The organism is Ruegeria sp. C2, from assembly GCF_056537765.1.
Genome location: NZ_JBQFRZ010000001.1, coordinates 1,352,061 through 1,371,884 on the forward strand (window position 1 = coordinate 1,352,061; position 19,824 = coordinate 1,371,884).

Here is a 19,824-nt window from a genome sequence, read left to right on the forward strand (position 1 = left end):
GATCAAGTGGTGCTGGAAGTTTCACAACCTACCGGGTAACCTTCCCAAAACAAAGACGACTGAGGTAAATCGGCAGTGCAGCGCTTTCCAACCCGATGGACACGGGGGGCCGTTCTTGTGGCGGCTCTCGGCCTGCTGGCGGCGTGCCAGCTTCCGAAATCCGGCCCGAACAAAACTGAAATCCTGGCCGGATCGGTTGAAAACGGCGGCAACGCGTTTGTTGTCGAGGTCGATGATCGCGTCGCCCGCGCCGCTGCGGCCGTTCCACAATTCGGGTTTTCACAATCCTTCCGCAGCGCGCAGAGCGTAGCCTCTGATACCGTTCGCCCCGGCGATACCCTGAATCTGACCGTCTGGGAAAACGTCGAGGATGGCCTGCTGACCTCTGCCGCAGGAGGTGCCGCCAGCCTGACCGAATTGCAGGTCGACAGCGATGGTTATATCTTCGTGCCCTATGCCGGGCGTCTTCGCGCCGCGGGCAATACTCCCGAACAACTGCGCGCTCTGATTTCCTCAAAACTGGAAGAGCAGACCCCCGATCCGCAGGTTCAGGTCAGCCGGACCCCCGGAGACGGCTCGACGGTTTCGCTGACCGGTACCATCGGTGCCCCGGGGATTTACCCGATCGAACGCCCCACCGGCACCCTGTCGACCATGTTGGCCAGTGCGGGTGGCGTGGCGGTGGCCTCAGACATCGCGTTGGTAACTGTCATTCGCGGCAATCAGCGCGGTACGATCTGGTATGACGATCTGTTTCGCAACCCTGAAACAGACATCGCCCTGCGTGGCGGTGACCGTATTCTGGTCGAACAGGACAGCCGGTCCTATATCGCACTGGGCTCCACTGGCGGACAATCCCGCGTGGCTTTTGAAAGCCAGGACCTCTCGGCGCTCGAAGCGCTGGCCCAGGTCGGCGGCCTTCAATCTCTCTCTTCAGATCCGACCGGTATCTTCGTACTGCGCAAAGAGCGTCAGGACATCGCCCGAAACGTCGTGGGTCGAGCCGATCTTCAGGGTGACCAGCGCATGATCTATCTGCTGAACCTTACCGCCCCCAACGGCTTGTTCATCGCCCGCGATTTCGTCATCCGCGACGATGACACGATCTATGTGACCGAGGCCCCGTATGCGCAGTGGACCAAATCCATCTCGCTCATCGCAGGGGGTCTGACGCCGATTGCGAATGTGGCAACCCTAACGGGTGGCTGATACATGCGTGTTGAGCCGGAACAGCCAGCCGAGGGCGAACGCTCTCGGCTTTTTGTTTATAACGGGGGGTTCCTGACACAGCGACGGGTGCGGCGCATTCTGTCGCTGGCAGGTTATGATATAAAGCTCGGCCTGCCACAGGCCGGAGATCTGGTTGGCGTCTGGGGCAACAGTCCGACGTCGCATCGCGGGCTGTCGATCGCTGAAAAGCGCGACGTAGCGGTTTTGCGGGTCGAGGATGCGTTCCTGCGTTCGCTCCATCCCGGTCGTGGGGGCGAACCGCCGATTGGCCTGCTGCTGGACCGATCGGGCCTGCATTTCGATCCAAGCGCCCCGTCCGATCTGGAAACGCTTCTCGCCACCCACCCGCTGGACAACACCGCGCTGTTAAACCGTGCACGTGACAGTATCGCACGCATGCACGAATTACATCTAAGCAAGTATTCCGCCTTCGATCTGAATCAGCCACCTCCCGATCCGGGCTACGTTCTTGTCATCGACCAGACAGAAGGTGATGCAGCCGTTACGGCAAGCGGCGCTGGCCGTGCACGATTTCTGGAAATGCTGTTCGTCGCGCAAGAGGAAAACCCGAGCGCGCGTATTCTGATCAGAACCCATCCGGAGACTGCCAGCGGCCATCGGGATGGATATTTCCTGCAAGAAGACCTGAATGAGAGGATCTCGTTCCTGAGCACCCGGATCAGCCCGTTATCCCTGCTCGAAGGGGCGGTGGGCGTTTACACGGTATCGTCGCAACTGGGGTTCGAAGCGATACTGGCGGGGCATAGACCCCGTGTATTCGGTCAGCCCTTCTATGCTGGCTGGGGGTTGACGCAGGACGAGTTTCCCGTGCAGCGTCGCCAGCGCAACCTGACACGCGCGCAATTGTTCGCGGCAGCCATGATCCTTTATCCACGCTGGTATGACCCGTTTCATGACAGGCTGTGCGAGCTTGAATCCGTGCTGGATACGCTCGAAGCTTCCACCCGCGCGTGGCGCGAGGATCATAAGGGCTGGACAGCATCGGGAATGCGAGTGTGGAAGCGCCGCCATCTGCAGCAGATGTTCGGCCAGCATGGCAAGCTCCGGTTTGTGGCCGAGCCACCAAAGACACCATCTGGACCGCATATGTGCTGGGCCAGCCGGGCTGGAGAAGCGGCTGATGTTATTCACGTTGAGGATGGCTTCTTGCGCTCGCGCGGGCTGGGGGCGGAACTTGTCCCTCCTCTCTCGCTCGTGACGGATGAACTGGGCATCTACTACGACCCCACACGCCCAAGTCGGCTGGAGGAATGGATCGCCGCGCGCGAAACCTTGCGACCGGACCAACGGCTCCGGGCCGAACGCCTGGTGGCGCAGCTGTTGGCAGACGGGCTGAGCAAGTACAACACAGGCAATCCCGCGCCGCTGCTTCCGGAAGGCCGCCGCATACTGGTGCCCGGGCAGGTCGAAGATGACGCCTCGATCAGGTTGGGCACCAGCACCGTCCGCACCAATCTGGAGCTACTGCGTGCGGCACGTAAGGCCAACCCGGATGCGGTCCTGATCTACAAACCCCATCCTGATGTCGAAGCCGGATTGCGCGATGGGCAGATCGATGCCGAGGGTCTGGCTGACGTGATCGCTTACAAGACCGATCCCGCGACGCTGCTGACGCAGGTGGATGAGCTTTGGACCATGACATCCCTGATGGGTTTCGAGGCGCTATTACGCGATGTGAAAGTCACCACTCTGGGAGCACCCTTTTACGCAGGCTGGGGACTAACGGTTGACTTGGGAGCGGTTCCGGCGCGCAGGGGGGCACGGCCGTCCTTGCTGGGCCTGGTGCATGCTGCGCTGATCGATTATCCGCGCTATTTCGATCCAGAGACCGGACAACCCTGCCCGGTCGAAATCGCCGTTGAGCGACTGGCGCAGGAGGGGTCATACTCTCGGGGACCGATCAATCGCATTCTGTCGAAACTCCAAGGCGCATTGGCGACCTACGCACATCTGTGGCGTTGACCTTCAGCGCGTCGTCCGCGCCCAGCGATGCAGGAGGTCACCGCCCAAAACCCGCGTCTCGATCAAATCGAACCGGGGGGCGGCTTCGAGCGTCTCAAGACCAAGCGCGCCAATTGCAGACAGCCCCTCGGCCCCGATCATCAACCCTGCGGTGAAGCCCACCAGCTCGTCCACCAGATCAGCCTTGAGCAGAGAGCCTGCCAAAGCCGACCCTCCCTCGCAGAAAATGCGTGTCAGACCGGCCTGACCAAGCTGTTGTAAAAGGTCGGCGGCGTCGACGTGATGCCCCTGAAGCGCGCAGGGAATTAACCTTGCGCCCAGCCCCTCCCACGTGCGGGCGCGTTCGGCATCGGGGTGCGGGCCATGGCAGAGCCAGACTGGAATATCTTTCGCAGTCCGAGCCAGTTGCCCCATCAAGGGCAGATCGAGATGGCGAGACACGATCACACGTACGGGTTGCTGCGTCACGCCCAGATCGCGCACTGTCAGCGACGGATCATCCGCCCGCGCCGTCCCTGCCCCGACCATAACCGCATCATGCCGGGCACGCATCGCATGGACTGCCCGCCGCGCCTCGGGGCCCGTGATCCACTGGCTGTGGCCGCTCTCCGTTGCGATCCGCCCATCAAAGCTGCTGGCCAGTTTGAGCGTCACAAACGGGCGGCCTTGTTCCGTTTTTAGGAAGAACCCGACATGGTCCTGCTCGGCCTCATAAGCCATGACACCGGTCTGCACGTCGATCCCGGCAGCGCGCAACATGTCAAAGCCCCGCCCGGCCACCCGCGGATCGCTGTCCTCAATTGCGCAGACGACGCGTGCGACCTTGGCGTCGATCAATGCCTGTGCGCAGGGCGGTGTCTTTCCGTGGTGCGCGCATGGCTCAAGCGAGACATAAGCCGTCGCGCCCTCCGCCGCTGACCCGGCCTGTGTCAAGGCTTCGGTTTCTGCATGCGGACGTCCACCGGGCTGCGTCCAGCCGCGCCCGACAATCCGCCCATTATGCACGACAACGCACCCGACGGAGGGATTAGGCCAGCATTGGCCCTGGCCGCGCCGCCCTAGTGACAGGGCCAGCGCCATAAATCGCTTATCTGTTTCGCTCACTCATCCGTCGTGGGCTGCGGCGGGCGCAACTCGTGGACGAACTCCTCGAAATCATCGGCCGCCTGGAAATTCTTGTAGACACTTGCAAAGCGAACATACGCAACAGTGTCAATCCGGGCCAGCGCCTCCATGACGATTTCACCTATTTTATTGGATGGAATATCCGTCTCGCCCATGCTCTCAAGTCGGCGCACGATGCCCGAGATCATCTGGTCGATCCGGTCCGGCTCAATCGGGCGTTTCTGCATCGAGATGCGGATCGAACGCTCAAGCTTGTCGCGGTCGAAATCCTCGCGTTTTCCATTGGTCTTGATAACAACCAGATCGCGCAGTTGCACACGTTCATATGTGGTGAACCGGCCGCCACAGGCCGGACAAAACCGGCGCCTGCGGATCGCCACGTGATCCTCTGCCGGGCGTGAATCCTTGACCTGAGTATCGATATTTCCGCAAAACGGGCAGCGCATCCGCCGTCTCCTCGTCCCTAGTTCCGCCTCTTGTTGTAAGCACTACGGCCTACTTATCCACAACTATAGGACAGCCGCTAGGATTTGGGTAGTCGGAATTTTTCACCGCTAAATAAAGGGTCACGAGAAGTGCGCTGCAACCTTTCGCAAATGCGGGGCGTTACGGTGTTCAAACAGATAGATGCCTTGCCATGTGCCCAGAACAGGCTGCCCGGCTGTGACCGGAATCGACAGCGAAACCGGCATCATCGCCGCCTTGATATGAGCAGGCATGTCGTCCGGTCCCTCATAAGTGTGGCGCAGATAGGACATCGTAGGATGATCCGAAGGCGGCACCAGTCGGTCGAAGAAGGCGCGCAAGTCGGTCTGAACCTCGGGGTCGGCATTTTCCTGGATCAGCAATGAGCACGACGTATGCCGCACAAAGAGCGTCAGCAAACCATCTGAAAACGGCTGCAGCCACGTACGCACGGGCGCGGTAAACTCATAGAGTCCCGCGCCCTGCGTCTGGATCGTGAATTCAGACTGCGCCATGTATCAATTGCGCAGCAACCGGCGATTACAGCGGCCATTCGCACCTTGTACCGACATGCTGTCACCGGCTTTGAACCCGACAGAGATACTGCCTTGCTGATCGACATTGGCGGGCATCTTCAGCGCAAACTGAACAGCTGTCTTGCGCCCCGTCGTGACACTTGGGCCATAGCCGCGCAGCACATAGATCCTGTCCTGCCAACCTGCACCCAGATTTCGGCGTGCAAAGTCAGCAGCCGCACACCAATAACCGTCAATGTCCTGGCGCCCGCGCGGAATAACTTCGAATTCGGTATTGTTGATCGCCGCGGTCTGAAAACCATTGCGGGACGCGTTTGCGGTGACAGGTACGCTCAGCGCCATCAGAGCCGCAATCACCAATGAGATAAACTGTTTCATCGTTACCATCTTCCTGTTTCCACCTGAGGTATAGCTTAGCCCGGCGCGCTCGTCAGAACAGTGTGCCTCACAATCATTTCAGGCGACACCCTGATTTTCGTTATCGGGTGCCAGCCAACCCTGATATCGGATCAACAGACCACCTCCGGGCAAATATGCTGAGATGTCGAAACAAAACCGCGATTGATCATCCTCGCCTTCGGTCGAAGCCGATCGGGGCAGCAGAGACCGCGGGCACGGAATGCCGAACAGGCAGAGCCGATGGATCGCGATGCTCAATCCTGCTTCGGCAGGGCTGGGCCGCATCCAAATCGTCAGCACTCCGATTTGCTCGCGGACGCAGTCCCGAGATCGGTCAACGCTGAGCCACGAACGGGTCTTGTGACCCGCGAAGTCACGCGTCCAAATCCATCTGTCACCATCGCGCTGAATGTTGAGCGATACGGGCAGGTCCTGGCCCGAGGGCGGGAACCTACCGGCACGCAGAGCCATCGCCACAAACGGCCCCCTGCCCCGCGTGACATCGCAACGCCCGAGATACCGCCCTTCGCGCCGATGCAAGGCTCGGACGGCTGGCGACAGACCCCGCCCTCCAGCGAGCGCTTGCAAAAACGGATCGTCGTCAGAATCCATCGATTGCAAACCGCTCGGTTAGCGACGGATCAGGAATTAGACAGGTCTGACGCCGCCCAAACAACGCGTATCGATTTCGGGCAATCGCATGATAAAGCGGGTCTTTTACGATGCGCGGCAGGTATCGGCAAAGTGCAAGAACCCGCCACAGCCCCGGCAAAGCCCGCATCGCCGCCGCAAAGGCATCCAGCCTTTGGTGAACCCGCCCGTTGACGATGACCAGATTGGTTTCAAAATCCGTGACCGGCAGACCCAGCTGCGCATAAAGTCTTTGCCCAAGCCGAGACTGCGCAGTGGCAAAGAGGAACCGATGTTCCTTGTCGTGATGCAACATGAACCGAAAGAAACCTGAACACAGCACGCATTCACCGTCAAAGACGATCAGATCAGTTTCCGGCATGGTCAGGTCTGGCATGATATTTAAAAGAGTTGCCGCAGAATTGCGGAATGCTCGCACGCTCATCGGACCGCTGCAATGCGACATGAATGGAACGGGAGGTGCCGGGGAACCCGTTGAGACGGTTTGGTAGACCGCTCGCCCAGGCTCTGACCTTATCCCCGATAAAGGTGCAAACCCGACAACAATTTCAAGATACTTCGGGTCAGGCCGTCCGTCTTGGCAATTCCGGTCAATTCCTTGCGAGTTCAGGTCATTGTCCAAATGCTGGCGTTGCGTGCAGTATTACCGCTAGGCTGTACAGATACATTCGCATGTGTTTCAGGCAGGATAGATGGACGTTGATATCTCCAGAATTCAGTTGCTGTCCCACGCACTTGAGGCCCGTGCAAATGCAATGGTCGTTGATCGCGTACTCGGGTACAGCGATTTGCAACGGTCAGATATCGCTCCACCAGCAACTCAGTACAGTGCGCATAAAGAGGCGCTGTTTGTACGCCATGCCTGCGACGCGGTCGGCGATATCACCTTTGGTGCAAGCGCAGGGCTGCAGTTCAGCTCTTCATCAAGCGTCACGGCCTATATCAGTAAATATTCACGCGATCTGAAACAGGTGATGGAGAACACCGCACGTTTTCATGGCATCATCGACCCGGCTCTGGCCTTCCGCCTGCGTGTGTCAGGCAACTCCGCCTCGCTCGAGGCGAACTGGAAGGACCCCGGATTCCACCGCTATCACCGCCGCACCGAGTTCCTGTTGTTCGCGGCCATTGCCCGGATGCGCGCGTTAACACAAACCCAGCTGCAACCGATTGAAATTCGCTTTCAACACGAAGTTGGTCAGCACGCGGATGCATTCGCGAAAATCGGAGGGTTCCCCGTGATATTCGGGGTGGAACGGCTTGAGATCATCCTGTCGCTGCCATCTCTGGACACCCCGGTTCCGACCTATGACCCCAGTCTACGCGCCCATTTGCTGGAATATGCCGAGCGCCTGCTGGCCGAGCGTCGCTCACCTCAGCAAAAGACGCGGGCAAAGATCGAAGGTCTGATCACCGGGTCAATGCCGGGTGGCATCATTCAAGCCGAAGAAGCCGCAGCGCAGCTTGGTCTTAGCCCGCGCACCTTGGCGCGTCGGCTGGCGGATGAGGGGGCCAGCTATCGTGAGATCGTCGAGGATTTGCGCTGCGATCTGGCGCAGACGTTCATCAAGAATGGTATGAACCTGTCCGAGATTTCCTATTGCCTGGGCTATTCTGACCAGGCCGCCTTTTCCACTGCCTTTAAACGCTGGACCGGACAAGCCCCTAGTGCATTCCGCAAACGCGTCGACCATCCTCTGAACCGCAGATGAGGGTGGCCGAGGGTCATCAGCGTCACCACCTCGCCCCGGCCTGTCCCATGAGTGGACACCCGCGATATAGAGCGTGCCACCACGCGATCCTTGCGCGTTCTCGCCAAATTGAAGTGAAGTTCGGCCATCGTGAACGGCACAAAGAAAAAGGCGCCCCAAGGCGCCTTTGACTTACTGGTCCAGGAACGACCGAAGTTTCCGCGACCGGCTGGGATGTTTCAGCTTCCGCAGCGCTTTCGCCTCAATCTGACGGATACGTTCGCGGGTCACGCTGAACTGCTGACCAACTTCTTCCAGCGTATGGTCAGTGTTCATGCCAATGCCAAAGCGCATCCGCAGAACGCGTTCTTCACGCGGCGTAAGCGAGGCCAGAACCCGTGTGGTGGTTTCCTTGAGGTTTTCCTGAATGGCGCTGTCCAGTGGCAGCACGGCATTCTTATCCTCGATGAAATCACCAAGCTGGCTGTCTTCCTCGTCGCCGATGGGCGTTTCGAGACTGATCGGCTCTTTGGCGATTTTCATCACCTTGCGAACCTTCTCAAGCGGCATCTGCAGCTTTTCGGCCAGCTCTTCCGGCGTCGGCTCGCGGCCGATCTCATGCAGCATCTGACGACCGGTCCGGACCAGCTTGTTGATCGTTTCGATCATATGCACCGGAATACGGATCGTGCGGGCCTGATCAGCAATCGAGCGCGTGATCGCCTGACGAATCCACCATGTGGCGTAGGTCGAGAACTTGTAGCCGCGGCGATATTCGAACTTGTCCACCGCCTTCATCAGGCCAATGTTACCTTCCTGAATAAGATCAAGGAATTGCAGGCCACGGTTCGTGTATTTCTTGGCGATCGAGATCACCAGACGAAGGTTGGCCTCGACCATTTCCTTCTTGGCCTGCCGCGCCTCTTTCTCACCCTTTTGTACCTGCTGCACGATGCGGCGGAATTCCGGGATATCCAGACCGACATATTGCCCGACCTGAGCCATGTCATTGCGCAGTTCCTCAACCTTGTCGGTCGAGCGTTCGATGAACATCTGCCAGCCCCGGCCCGGCTTTTCGGCCATTTCAGCCAACCAGTTGGGATCGAGCTCGCGCCCGCGATAGGCATCGATGAATTCGCGGCGGTTGATCCGAGCCTGATCAGCCAGCTTCACCATGGAACTGTCCAGTGACATAACGCGGCGGTTGATGCCATAAAGCTGGTCAATCAGCGCCTCGATCCGGTTGTTGTGCAGGTGCAGACCGTTCACCAACTCAACAATTTCCGCACGCAGTTTCTGATAGGTCTCTTCGTCCTTGGCGCTGAAGGTGCCATCTTCGTTCAATGTGGCTGAAATCCGGCTGTCTTGCATTTCAGACAGCATCGCAAAATCGGTCGAGATGCGTTCCAGAGTGGTCAGAACCTGATCCTTCAGTGCCGCTTCCATTGCGGCAAGAGACATATTGGCCTGATCGTCCTCATCGTCGTCATCGTCGCTGGCAATCGGGTTACCGTCAGCGTCCAGCTCTGGGCCGGTGTCTTTTTCCGGCTTTGCAGCCTGCACCGCAGAGGTATCGACAACAGGTTCTTCGACGTCACCGTCTTCGTCCAGTTGGTTGCCGAAGGTGGTTTCCAGATCAATAACGTCCCGCAACAGGATGTCTTCGCTCAGCAATTCGTCGTGCCAGATCGTGATCGCCTGGAAGGTCAGCGGGCTTTCGCACAGGCCCGCGATCATCGTGTTGCGACCGGCCTCGATCCGCTTGGCGATGGCGATCTCGCCCTCACGGCTCAGCAGTTCGACGCTGCCCATCTCGCGCAGATACATGCGCACGGGGTCGTCGGTACGGTCCAGCTTTTCAGTCTGCGCTCCGGCCAGCGCAACCTCGCGCGGGCCTTCGGTCGTGACCAGTTCGGTCGAGCCCTTCTGCTCTTCCTCCTCGGCCTCTTCATCTTCGATGATGTTGATGCCCATTTCGGACAGCATCGACATAACGTCTTCGATCTGTTCCGAACTGACTTGATCAGGCGGCAGAACCTGATTGAGCTGGTCGTAGGTTATGTAACCTTTCTCGCGGGCCTCGGCGATCATCTTCTTGACCTGGGCCTGGCTCATGTCCAGCGAGATTTCCTGTTCCTGCTCGTCGGATTTGCGGTCTTCGTTCGTATCCTTGGCGGCCATTCAATGCTCCTGCAGGGATGGGTGATTCGTTTGGTCCGAATCATTAGCGCGTAGAAGTGATTCGGCCACCCGTTTACCCGTTTTTCTTTTCCAGTGCCTTACGAAAACACCACATTACCGGCGTTTCCGCTCGAAATTGATACCCGACATGATGGCCTCAAACGCGTCTTTCTCGTCGCGGTTGATTCGCGCACCATTGTCGGCGATGTCGAATACGGCCCTGTCTTCGTTCTGGCTACGGCTTGTGCGGTTGCGCTCTTCGGCGGCTTGCGCCAGCCGATATGTCAGCGCCTCATCGGCCAGATCGGACAGTTCCTCCGCCGCTTCGGCAATCTCAGCATCCAACCCCCGGAGCGCTTTGATCTTTGCGAGTTCCTCGGCCAGCGTCATCTCGGCCTTTTCAACGTCGCCCGGTTTGTACACACAGGGGATCACTGCGACATGGCGAAGGGCCAGCAGGTTTTCAAGGGGTTCCGGCCCCAAAGTTTGAACGATGTGGTCTTTCAGGTTGTCAGGATCGTCGATGGCATGGCGCAGGATCGCTTCGCGCAAGGCGGCGTGATCGGGATCGTGGCAATCCATTTCCTCAAGCTGATGCTCAAATTGTACGACAACCTGCGGATTTAGGATGGCAATTGCCAGAATGGCCGCTTCACGTAGCTGGATATCCGCATTCTCGGACGACGCCAGAAACGACGCGCGTGCACCGGGCGTGGCAGGCTGCGCCTGCGGCTGCCATTTTCCGCGCGGTTGCCACGTTCGGTTTTGCGATTGTCGCTGTGGGCGAAACAATTGCCAGCGCAGGTCCTTAATTTCCTGCCCGTAATGCGACCGGATCGAGGGGTCGCGGATCAGCTTGATCTTCTCACGCAGGGATTTATCCAGCGCCGCCTTACGCTCGGGACTGTCGAAGACCTTGCCGTCAGTCTCGCGTTGCCACAGCAGTTTGACCATCGGGATTGCAGCATCCAGCACAGCCTGAACCGCCCCCGCCCCTTCGGCGCGCAGCAGGTCGTCGGGGTCTTTACCTTCGGGCATCAAAGCAAAGCGCAAGGATTTGCCCGCCTCCAGCAACGGCAATGCCAAATCGACCGCCCGCATCGCCGCACGCAGACCAGCGGTGTCACCGTCCAGAGCGATAATGGGCTCGTCTGAGATACGCCAAAGCAATTGCAACTGATGCTCGGTGATCGCCGTCCCTAAAGGCGCAACCGACGCGCTAAATCCGGCCTCGGCCAGAGCGATCACGTCCATGTAGCCCTCGGCCACAATCAGAGACTGCCCCTTCCCCGCCGCCTGCCGCGCAGGGCCGTGATTGTAGAGGCTGCGCCCTTTGTCGAACAAATCGGTCTCAGGCGAGTTCAAATATTTGGCGTTGTCATTGGGGTCCATGGCCCGACCGCCAAAGGCGATGCAGCGTCCGCGCGGGTCGCGGATCGGGTACATGATCCGGTTACGGAAGGTGTCATAGGGTTTCTTGCCCTTGTTCGACGGCTTGGCCAGACCGGCTCCTAGGATCAAGTCCTCGGCCACGTTCTTGCCGGTCAGATGATCCCACAACGCCTGCCAAGCGTCAGGGGCAAACCCGATCTCCCACCGATCCAAAGCCTGTGCGTCCAGTCCCCGACGGGTCAGGTAGTCGCGCGCTGCGGCTCCAGCCCCGGTCTTGAGCTGTAGGCGGAAGAACTGGACCGCCTGCTCCATCACCTCAGCCAGTTGCGAGCGCCGATCCTGTTTCTCTTGAGCTTTAGGATCGCGCGCTGGCATCGGCATCCCGGCCTCGCGCGCCAGAATCTCGACCGCTTCGATGAACGAGACATTCTCAGTCTCTTTCACGAAACTGATCGCATCCCCTTTGGCGTGGCAGCCGAAACAGTAATAGAACCCCTTCTGATCATCGACGTGGAACGAGGCAGTCTTTTCATGATGAAACGGGCACGGTGCCCACATGTCGCCCTTACCCTGATTGGACTTGCGCTGATCCCACATGACCTTGCGCCCGACAACCTGCGACAGGCTTAGGCGTGTGCGTAGTTCATCCAGAAATCCGGGGGGCAAAGACATCTTTCAAACCTGCCAGAAATCGAAACGCGCGCCAAGGGCATGGCGCGCGGTTGTCCACAGGGAAATGTCCGGACTGTGGATTATTGCTGCAAACATAGCTCCAGCCATGCCGCACCGAGATCCTTCTTACGCACGTCGCGCATCTTTTGCTCATATACCCAAGGCGCAATCAGAGGAACCGCCGCATTATAGTTCTCGGGCCATGTCGGGCCGCTATCAGCTACGGCCTGCGCGACGTCGCGTTCCTTGACCCGGTCAAGGCGTGCCTTCTGTATCGCTGCAACCACATCAGCCTGATACTTACAGCTTTGTTCCTTGGTTTCCTGAGCAACCACTGGGGTGGCCAGCAGGGCCGCAACGATGGCGATACGCAACATGGGGATCTCCCGGATTCGTTTCTTTCAGTGCAGCTTACCCGCGCGCGGCGACGCCTTCCATCGCCCTTTTCAAATCGTGAACCAGTGTCTCGGCCATGGATCGGAAGACCATGATCTGAAACGCGTTCTCACCAACGCGCGTGATCGATGTGGTCATATGAAACAGCAAGGTCCTCGCAGTGTGCCCACGCTTGAATTGTGTGCCGCGCAGATCGACTGGCACCACGCGCGCCAGTACGTCTTCGACGTCAGCGCCCTCTAATCGGACCACAGCCCAAGCATCTGATTGGTCCACGATAGCTGCATTCTTGGTCAAGGTCGCGTCAGGTACAGGTCCCATCAGCATCGCATGCGCCGGGCCGAACCAGATTGCCCGCGCACCCGCTTTACCCGTTGCGCGGTTGGCCGACGGATAGGTCATCCCATGCGCTGTTTTCAGAGCTTCCGACAGCGCCTTTTGCTTTCCCTTGAAAGGCGAAATCGAATGGATCGCCCCCGCTTCTTCTTCGCTGAGCGTGACCGAGCCAACAGTCAGAGGCAGCATCCCGTCGCAAGGCGTTTTGGCGATCAGCTTATCCACGGACGCGTCCTCCTTCAGGGTCAAAGAAGACCGGGTTCACCACTTCGCACAGAGTCGTAACGCCGCGCAGATGATCGACCATTTTCACGATTTCCCCATACCTCTCGGGTCCGTCCGCAAGAAAACCCAAGCCCAACATCGTCTCCAGCGTAGGAGAGTAACAGACCGAGGTCAGATATCCTTGGTCATTTGTACGCACCGGTTCAGCCTCTTCGTTGTAAAGATGAGCGCCGGCCAGCAGTTCCCTGCTTTCACCGATCGGCTTCAAACCGACCAACCGCTCGCGACCCGGCTCTTCCAGACCGGCACGTTCAGACATGGTTTTGCCGATACAGTCTTTCTTCTGCGACACCATCCGGCCCATGCCGATGTCATAGGTAGTCGTTCGCCCGTGGATCTCGGCATGCGTGATAAAGCCCTTTTCAATCCGAAGAACGTTCAGAGCCTCCATCCCGTACATACCGCCGCCCAGCGCCTCGGCCCGTTCCGTCAGAATGTCGAATAGGCTCGTTCCATAGCGTGCAGGCACGGCGATCTCATAGGCATGCTCGCCCGAGAACGAGATGCGGAACAAACGCCCCCGAACGCCCAGAACCGAGACCGGGCCGCAAGCCATGAATGGCCAGTTTTCATCATCGAGAGGTTCATCCAGTAGCCCGTTCAACAACTCGCGCGAATTCGGTCCGGCCACCGCGAACTGCGCCCATTGCTCGGTAACGGAAGTGAACGACACATCCAGATCGGGCCGCAGACCCTGATGTACGAACTCCAGATGTTTCATCACCTCGCCCGCCGCAGCGGTGGTGGTGGTCATCAGATAGTGCGTCTCGCCCAGCCGCGCCGTGGTGCCGTCATCCATGACAAACCCGTCTTCGCGCAGCATCAGACCATAGCGCGCACGACCGACTTTCAGGGTCGAGAACATATTCGTATAGACAAAATCCAGAAACGCGCCCGCATCCGGCCCCTGTATGTCGATCTTGCCGAGGGTCGACACATCGCACACCCCAACTGCCTGACGCACCATATTGACCTCACGGTCGCAGGATTGCCGCCAATTGGTTTCTCCATCTTTCGGGAAATAGCTGGGCCGATACCAAAGCCCAGCCTCGATCAAAGGAGCCTTCCGCGCCACGGTCGCCTTGTGCGAGGTTGTAAAGCGCTGCGGTTTGAACCCTGCACCTTCGGCCCCTGCGCCCAGCGCCGCGATGGCAATCGGAGAATAGGGCGGGCGGAACGTCGTGGTCCCGGTCTCGGGTATCCCGCGCCCGGTTGCATCGGCCAAAATGGCCAGCGCCGCCACGTTCGAGTTCTTGCCCTGATCCGTCGCCATGCCTTGCGTGGTGTAACGCTTCATATGCTCGACCGACCGGAAGTTCTCGGTCGCCGCTTGTTTGACGTCTTTCACTGTCACATCGTTCTGGAAATCCAGCCACGCGCGCCCTTTGCCGGGTACGGCCCAGAGCTGAGCGATCTCGTAAGGCGTATCCTCGGCCTGCGGCAAAGCGGTCGTGGGCACTTTGAAACCCAGATCACCAAGTAGGCCTTCAGCCGCCTCAACGCCTTCGCGCAGGCAGGCCGCGGTCGAGAACGAGCCATTGCACGCCCCCGCAGTCACCATGCCCGGCACGGCCCCTGGTGTTGGCACGAAGCCTTCAATCTCGCGCTTCCATGTCGGACGACTATTCATGTGGCAGGTCAGATGTACCGAGGGGTTCCATCCTCCGGTCATCGCCAGACAATCCGTATGGATGCGATCTTCGCCACTGGCTCGTCGGACGGTGATCGATTCCAGACCTTTGCGGCCTGAACTGCCACAGACCTGCGCGCCACGCAGCACCTCATAGTCATCCGACAAGGGCGCGTCGTGGCGGCTATCGATCACGGCGGCCACATGGACACCGGCCTGTAGCAAGTCGCGCGCCGTACGATGAATGTCGTCGGTATTGCCAAAGATCGTCACGTTCTTTCCCGGGCTGACACCCCAGCGGTTCAGATAGGCCCGCACCGCTCCGGCAGTCATGATACCTGGGCGGTCATTGTCGCGAAACGCCACCGGACGCTCCAACGCGCCTGCGGCCAGAACCGAGCGTTTTGCCACGATCCGCCAATAGGTCTCTAGCGGAGCGCCGTTCGGGCGGCGATCTGTGTGGTGCAGCACTTTCTCCAACGCCGCAAAGGTGCCCTGATCGTATGCCCCCGCAACCGTGGTGCGGGTCATTAGGCGCACATTATCCATACTGCTCAGCTCGGCCAGAACCTCACCCGCCCAGTCATGACCCGGCTTGTCATCGACTTCATAGGTCTCAGCCAGCAGCCGTCCGCCCATTCGCGCGTTCTCATCCGCAAGAATGACATCCGCCCCGGCACGCGCAGCGGTCAAGGCGGCCATCAATCCGGCGGGCCCCGCACCAATGACAAGCAGATCACAGAAGGCATAGGCGCTTTCGTACTTGTCGACATTATCCTCACCAGATAATGCACCAAGCCCCGCCGCGCGGCGGATGACGGGTTCATACAGCTTTTCCCAAAAGCTCTTCGGCCACATGAAGGTCTTGTAGTAAAACCCCGCCCCCAGAAACGGAGCCGCCAGATCGTTGACCGCCATGACATCGAAACCAAGGCTGGGCCAACGGTTCTGGCTGCGCGCGTCGAGCCCGGGATAGATCTCCTGCATGGTGGCGCGCACATTGGGCTCTTGCGCTGCGCCCTGTCCGACTGTCACCAAGGCGTTGGGTTCCTCGCTCCCCGCCGTCAGAACACCGCGCGGGCGGTGGTACTTGAACGACCGCCCCATGAGGCGGACGCCATTGGCCAACAAGGCCGAGGCCAGCGTGTCGCCCTGAAACCCCTCATAACCGACGCCATCAAAAACAAACGGCACCGTTTGCGTACGATCAATCAGCCCCTTGCCCGCGATCCTCATGTATTCACCTCGGACGCCAATTGCGCTCCCAACATCTCATGGGTGGTCGTATCGCGGGTGACGACGATCCACGCGCCGCAGCCACCTTCGTGATACCAAAGCTCTCGGGTTGGACCCGCCGGATTGTCTCGCAGATAAACGAAATCATCCCAAGCGGCCTCACCGGCATCCGGGGTCGGACGTTCCAGATCGACAGCAGCTCCGCGGTAATAGAACTCGCGACGATCCCGCTCACCGCAATACGGACATGCGATCCTCATGACCACGCCCCCTGCTTCATCTTTTCAGAAATACTCAAATCCGACATCGCCACCCTCAATGCAGATTGTGTTGAGAGCCCTTGCCCTCTTCATCAATGATCCCGCGCCCGGTGCGGAAGCGATCGAGCTGGAAACCGGTGGCGTTCTCATGATACCGACCCGTCGCGATCAGATGCGCAAATACATTGCCCGAGCCCGGAACCGCCTTGAACCCGCCGTAGTTCCAGCCGCAGTTCAGATAGAGCCCGTCGATATCCGTCCGATCAATGATCGGAGAGCCGTCGGGCGACATATCCATGATACCGCCCCAGGACCGCAGCACGCGCGCCTTACCAATCATCGGCATCAGGGCAACCCCGGCCTCCATCACACTTTCAACGGTCGGCAAATTACCCCGCGCCGCGTAAGAGGCGTAGAAATCCAGATCACCTCCAAAGACCAGCCCGCCCTTATCGGACTGGCTGATGTAGAAATGCCCCATGCCAAAGGTCACGACATGATCGATGCAGGGTTTGAGTCCTTCGGTCACAAAGGCCTGCAAAACGTGACTCTCTATCGGTAGCCGCATCCCTGCCATCGCCGCCACCTGTCCCGACCGGCCTGCTGCGACCATCGCCACTTTCTTCGCCCGGATCGGCCCGCGGGTGGTCTGCACGCCGCGCACGGCACCGTTTTCGATATCAATCCCGGTCACTTCGCAGTTCTGAATCAGGTCAACACCACGCTGATCCGCGCCGCGCGCATACCCCCACGCGACCGCATCATGGCGCGCCGTCCCCCCGCGCGGGTGATAGAGCGCCCCATAAAGAGGAAAGCGCAGATCGTCGAAATTCAGATAGGGCACCATTTCGCGCAACTCGTCGCGGCTCAGCATGATCGCGTCGTCGCCCTGACTGATCATCATATTCCCACGTCGCGCCGCTGCATCGCGCTGTCCATCCGAGTGGAACAGATTGATGATCCCACGCTGAGAATGCATGACGTTGTAGTTCAGGTCTTCCTCCAGACCCTCCCACAGCTTCAGGGAATGCGAATAGAACTCGGAATTACCCTGCAGAAAATAGTTCGCCCGGACGATCGTCGTGTTTCGCCCCACATTGCCACCGCCGATATAACCCTTTTCCAGTACAGCTACATTGGTCAAGCCGTGCTCTTTGGCCAGGTAATAAGCCGTGCTAAGACCGTGACCGCCGCCGCCTATGATAACGATGTCATATTCGGCCTTCGGCTCGGGGTCGCGCCAATGCGGCGTCCAACCCTTGTTGCCGGTCAACCCTTCCTTGAGAACTCTCAAGCCGGAAAAACGCATTCAGACCTCCCTGCGGTTCTGGTCGGCATCAAACCAACTCTGACCAGCAGTATCAACGCCTCCAGAGCGCGCCGCTCCCGTTTTCGACATGGACTTGTCTGTAGGCGACGAAACCCGGGCGAAATGCGAGAGCGGGGCCTCTTCAATGCCGAAGCCGAAATGCAGCGCCTGCAATCTGAGCCGTACCCATCTTTGCTGGCTGATCTTTCGCTCATTGACGTCTTCCAACGTCAACGCGCCATCAAACCCGGCACCAGCGAAGGCACCCTAAATGAAACCATCAAAGGCATCGGGGTCGTTATTCAATTGTCGTGGACATCATCCAGCAACAATAACCGGACCAACAAAGTTGGTCCGGCATATCTCTTAAATACGCTGAGCTCAGAGCCCTTTGGCGCGATAGCTCTTCGAAACGCGGTCGATCGCAACGATATATGCGGCCGTCCGCAGATCTTCGACATCCGCGCGGCTGTGCCAAACCTCACTCATCGACTGATAGGCAATCCGCATCGTGTCATCGAGGCCCGAACGAACCAGCTCCAGCTCATCCGCACCCTTGAGGTACTTGGCTTTGAAGTCCGGCGACATCGACCATGCATCACCCAGATAGCGATCCAGCCGTTCCAATTCGCTGACAATAAGCTCATGCCGCGCTTCTTCCTGACGGCGCTGCATGCGTCCGAACCGGATATGGCTGAGGTTCTTGACCCATTCGAAATAGGATACCGTCACACCCCCGGCGTTTGCGTACATGTCAGGAATAATGACGGTGCCTTTTTTGCGCAGGATCTCGTCCGCACCTGCCGTCACGGGACCATTCGCGGCTTCGATTATCAGCGGAGCCTTAATGCGCTCGGCATTCGTCAGGTTGATCACGCCTTCCAGAGCCGCCGGAATAAGGATATCGCATTCCTCTTCCAGAACAGTCGCACCTTCTGCGGTATGTGTTGCGTCCGGATAGTCCTTGACGCCTCCATGCTTGACGATCCACTGGCGCACCGCCTCAACATCGATGCCATCGGGATTGAACAGTGCCCCATCCCACTCGATGATGCCGATAATCCGCGCACCGTCCTCTTCGCTCAGGAACTTGGCCGCGTGATAACCCACGTTCCCCAGACCCTGCACGATCACGCGCTTGCCATCCAGTTTCCCGGACAACCCCGCTTTCTTGGCGTCTTCGGGATGACGGAAGAATTCACGCAACGCATATTGAACGCCACGACCGGTTGCTTCGACCCGCCCCGAGATGCCGCCCGCATTCAACGGTTTGCCGGTCACACAGGCCCGCGCGTTGATATCTGTAGTGTTCATCCGCGCATACTGGTCAGCCATCCAGGCCATCTCACGCTCACCCGTTCCCATATCCGGGGCAGGCACGTTCTGAGACGGGTTGATCAGGTCACGCTTGGCCAGTTCATAGGCGAAACGGCGGGTGATCTGCTCCAACTCGTGTTCTTCATACTGACGCGGATCAATGCACAATCCGCCTTTCGAGCCGCCAAACGGTGTTTCAACCAACGCACATTTATAGGTCATCAGCGCGGCAAGCGCCTCGACCTCATCCTGGTTCACAGCCAGCGCATAACGGATTCCGCCTTTTACCGGCTCCATGTGCTCCGAATGGACCGAGCGGTATCCGGTGAAGGTCTGGATCTTACCGCGAAGGCGAACACCAAACCGCACGGTATAGGTGGCGTTACAGACCCGTATCTTTTCTTCCAAACCCGGCGGCAAATCCATCAGGGACGCGGCCCTGTTGAACATCAGGTCAACACTCTCACGAAAGCTGGGTTCTTTGATGCCGGTCATATAATCCTCCGTACCGGTAACTGGCAAACGTCATGACGTTTTGTCGCATCACTGGCGCTAAGCCGCAATCGCCATCTGCACATTTTTTGATCAATTCATTAAGTCTACTTTTGAACAATTCATTAAGTCTGCGCAAATCAGAACGATCTGAGTCGCTCTCAAGCCGTCTCTGAACCAAATTGTCCACAGGGCGACAACAGAGCCACGCGCAACCGCCGGATTATCTTCGAAATGC

At 58.8% G+C, this 19,824-nt stretch carries 18 protein-coding genes; 3 read left to right on the plus strand and 15 right to left on the minus strand.

Annotated elements, in window-relative coordinates; all coding sequences use genetic code 11:
- Nucleotides 1-75: 75 nt before the first annotated feature.
- Nucleotides 76-1,209: a polysaccharide biosynthesis/export family protein gene (locus ACR0IV_RS06895; RefSeq protein WP_480657267.1), complete on the plus strand. Its 1,134-nt coding sequence runs from the start codon at nucleotides 76-78 to the stop codon at nucleotides 1,207-1,209.
- A 3-nt stretch (nucleotides 1,210-1,212) separates the two neighbouring features.
- Nucleotides 1,213-3,213 (plus strand): capsular polysaccharide biosynthesis protein, encoded by a 2,001-nt coding sequence (locus ACR0IV_RS06900; RefSeq protein ID WP_480657266.1) that lies wholly within the window; start codon nucleotides 1,213-1,215, stop codon nucleotides 3,211-3,213.
- Nucleotides 3,214-3,216: 3 nt separating this feature from the next.
- Here the strand turns inward: ACR0IV_RS06900 and ribD are convergent, their stop codons facing one another.
- From ribD to ACR0IV_RS06930, 6 genes are all read right to left on the minus strand, one after another.
- Nucleotides 3,217-4,317 carry a bifunctional diaminohydroxyphosphoribosylaminopyrimidine deaminase/5-amino-6-(5-phosphoribosylamino)uracil reductase RibD gene (gene ribD, locus ACR0IV_RS06905; protein WP_480469370.1) on the minus strand — a complete coding sequence of 367 codons (1,101 nt, stop codon included), beginning with the start codon at nucleotides 4,315-4,317 and terminating at the stop codon, nucleotides 3,217-3,219.
- Nucleotides 4,314-4,784 (minus strand): transcriptional regulator NrdR, encoded by a 471-nt coding sequence (gene nrdR / locus ACR0IV_RS06910; protein ID WP_480469369.1) that lies wholly within the window; start codon nucleotides 4,782-4,784, stop codon nucleotides 4,314-4,316. The genes ribD and nrdR overlap by 4 nt, the downstream gene beginning before the upstream one ends.
- 120 nt (nucleotides 4,785-4,904) lie before the next feature.
- Nucleotides 4,905-5,318 (minus strand): secondary thiamine-phosphate synthase enzyme YjbQ, encoded by a 414-nt coding sequence (locus ACR0IV_RS06915; RefSeq protein WP_480657265.1) that lies wholly within the window; start codon nucleotides 5,316-5,318, stop codon nucleotides 4,905-4,907.
- A 3-nt stretch (nucleotides 5,319-5,321) separates the two neighbouring features.
- Nucleotides 5,322-5,717, minus strand: coding sequence for a hypothetical protein (locus ACR0IV_RS06920; protein ID WP_480657264.1), 396 nt, complete (start codon nucleotides 5,715-5,717; stop codon nucleotides 5,322-5,324).
- 78 nt (nucleotides 5,718-5,795) lie between these two features.
- Nucleotides 5,796-6,350, minus strand: coding sequence for a DUF4166 domain-containing protein (locus ACR0IV_RS06925; RefSeq protein WP_480657263.1), 555 nt, complete (start codon nucleotides 6,348-6,350; stop codon nucleotides 5,796-5,798).
- Nucleotides 6,340-6,765 (minus strand): thiol-disulfide oxidoreductase DCC family protein, encoded by a 426-nt coding sequence (locus tag ACR0IV_RS06930; RefSeq protein WP_480657262.1) that lies wholly within the window; start codon nucleotides 6,763-6,765, stop codon nucleotides 6,340-6,342. The genes ACR0IV_RS06925 and ACR0IV_RS06930 overlap by 11 nt, the downstream gene beginning before the upstream one ends.
- A gap of 316 nt (nucleotides 6,766-7,081) precedes the next feature.
- Here ACR0IV_RS06930 and ACR0IV_RS06935 point away from each other — a divergent pair, with 316 nt between their 5' ends.
- The gene (locus tag ACR0IV_RS06935) at nucleotides 7,082-8,101 is read left to right on the plus strand and encodes a helix-turn-helix domain-containing protein (RefSeq protein WP_480657261.1); all 1,020 of its coding nucleotides are present in this window, start codon (nucleotides 7,082-7,084) and stop codon (nucleotides 8,099-8,101) included.
- 171 nt (nucleotides 8,102-8,272) lie between these two features.
- On the opposite strand, the gene rpoD is transcribed toward ACR0IV_RS06935, so the two are convergent.
- The 9 genes from rpoD to ACR0IV_RS06980 all read right to left on the minus strand — a co-directional run bounded on the left by rpoD (nucleotide 8,273) and on the right by ACR0IV_RS06980 (nucleotide 19,589).
- Nucleotides 8,273-10,261, minus strand: coding sequence for an RNA polymerase sigma factor RpoD (gene rpoD / locus ACR0IV_RS06940; RefSeq protein WP_480657260.1), 1,989 nt, complete (start codon nucleotides 10,259-10,261; stop codon nucleotides 8,273-8,275).
- Nucleotides 10,262-10,375: 114 nt separating this feature from the next.
- Nucleotides 10,376-12,325: a DNA primase gene (gene dnaG / locus ACR0IV_RS06945; protein WP_480657259.1), complete on the minus strand. Its 1,950-nt coding sequence runs from the start codon at nucleotides 12,323-12,325 to the stop codon at nucleotides 10,376-10,378.
- An 80-nt stretch (nucleotides 12,326-12,405) separates the two neighbouring features.
- Nucleotides 12,406-12,702, minus strand: a complete 297-nt coding sequence (locus tag ACR0IV_RS06950) for a hypothetical protein (RefSeq protein ID WP_480657258.1) — start codon at nucleotides 12,700-12,702, stop codon at nucleotides 12,406-12,408.
- Nucleotides 12,703-12,736: 34 nt separating this feature from the next.
- Nucleotides 12,737-13,282: a sarcosine oxidase subunit gamma gene (locus tag ACR0IV_RS06955; protein ID WP_480657257.1), complete on the minus strand. Its 546-nt coding sequence runs from the start codon at nucleotides 13,280-13,282 to the stop codon at nucleotides 12,737-12,739.
- Nucleotides 13,275-16,208: a sarcosine oxidase subunit alpha family protein gene (locus ACR0IV_RS06960; RefSeq protein WP_480657256.1), complete on the minus strand. Its 2,934-nt coding sequence runs from the start codon at nucleotides 16,206-16,208 to the stop codon at nucleotides 13,275-13,277. Before ACR0IV_RS06960 ends, ACR0IV_RS06955 begins: the two co-directional genes overlap by 8 nt.
- Nucleotides 16,205-16,468 carry a sarcosine oxidase subunit delta gene (locus ACR0IV_RS06965; protein WP_480469358.1) on the minus strand — a complete coding sequence of 88 codons (264 nt, stop codon included), beginning with the start codon at nucleotides 16,466-16,468 and terminating at the stop codon, nucleotides 16,205-16,207. The genes ACR0IV_RS06960 and ACR0IV_RS06965 overlap by 4 nt, the downstream gene beginning before the upstream one ends.
- A gap of 55 nt (nucleotides 16,469-16,523) precedes the next feature.
- A complete protein-coding gene (locus ACR0IV_RS06970; RefSeq protein ID WP_480657255.1) occupies nucleotides 16,524-17,777 on the minus strand; it encodes a sarcosine oxidase subunit beta family protein in 1,254 nt (417 codons plus the stop codon).
- Nucleotides 17,778-18,011 carry a hypothetical protein gene (locus ACR0IV_RS06975; RefSeq protein ID WP_480657254.1) on the minus strand — a complete coding sequence of 78 codons (234 nt, stop codon included), beginning with the start codon at nucleotides 18,009-18,011 and terminating at the stop codon, nucleotides 17,778-17,780.
- A gap of 147 nt (nucleotides 18,012-18,158) precedes the next feature.
- Nucleotides 18,159-19,589 (minus strand): Glu/Leu/Phe/Val family dehydrogenase, encoded by a 1,431-nt coding sequence (locus ACR0IV_RS06980; RefSeq protein WP_480657253.1) that lies wholly within the window; start codon nucleotides 19,587-19,589, stop codon nucleotides 18,159-18,161.
- Nucleotides 19,590-19,824 lie beyond the last annotated feature (235 nt).

Coding starts and splice junctions, on each gene's coding strand:
- ACR0IV_RS06960 (WP_480657256.1), bottom strand. CDS start 16,208: ATGAGGATCGCGGGCAAGGGGCTGATTGATCGTACGCAAACGGTGCCG.
- ACR0IV_RS06925 (WP_480657263.1), bottom strand. CDS start 6,350: ATGGATTCTGACGACGATCCGTTTTTGCAAGCGCTCGCTGGAGGGCGG.
- nrdR (WP_480469369.1), bottom strand. CDS start 4,784: ATGCGCTGCCCGTTTTGCGGAAATATCGATACTCAGGTCAAGGATTCA.
- ACR0IV_RS06920 (WP_480657264.1), bottom strand. CDS start 5,717: ATGAAACAGTTTATCTCATTGGTGATTGCGGCTCTGATGGCGCTGAGC.
- ACR0IV_RS06915 (WP_480657265.1), bottom strand. CDS start 5,318: ATGGCGCAGTCTGAATTCACGATCCAGACGCAGGGCGCGGGACTCTAT.
- rpoD (WP_480657260.1), bottom strand. CDS start 10,261: ATGGCCGCCAAGGATACGAACGAAGACCGCAAATCCGACGAGCAGGAA.
- dnaG (WP_480657259.1), bottom strand. CDS start 12,325: ATGTCTTTGCCCCCCGGATTTCTGGATGAACTACGCACACGCCTAAGC.
- ACR0IV_RS06965 (WP_480469358.1), bottom strand. CDS start 16,468: ATGAGGATCGCATGTCCGTATTGCGGTGAGCGGGATCGTCGCGAGTTC.
- ACR0IV_RS06935 (WP_480657261.1), top strand. CDS start 7,082: ATGGACGTTGATATCTCCAGAATTCAGTTGCTGTCCCACGCACTTGAG.
- ACR0IV_RS06930 (WP_480657262.1), bottom strand. CDS start 6,765: ATGCCAGACCTGACCATGCCGGAAACTGATCTGATCGTCTTTGACGGT.
- ACR0IV_RS06970 (WP_480657255.1), bottom strand. CDS start 17,777: ATGCGTTTTTCCGGCTTGAGAGTTCTCAAGGAAGGGTTGACCGGCAAC.
- ACR0IV_RS06900 (WP_480657266.1), top strand. CDS start 1,213: ATGCGTGTTGAGCCGGAACAGCCAGCCGAGGGCGAACGCTCTCGGCTT.
- ACR0IV_RS06950 (WP_480657258.1), bottom strand. CDS start 12,702: ATGTTGCGTATCGCCATCGTTGCGGCCCTGCTGGCCACCCCAGTGGTT.
- ACR0IV_RS06980 (WP_480657253.1), bottom strand. CDS start 19,589: ATGACCGGCATCAAAGAACCCAGCTTTCGTGAGAGTGTTGACCTGATG.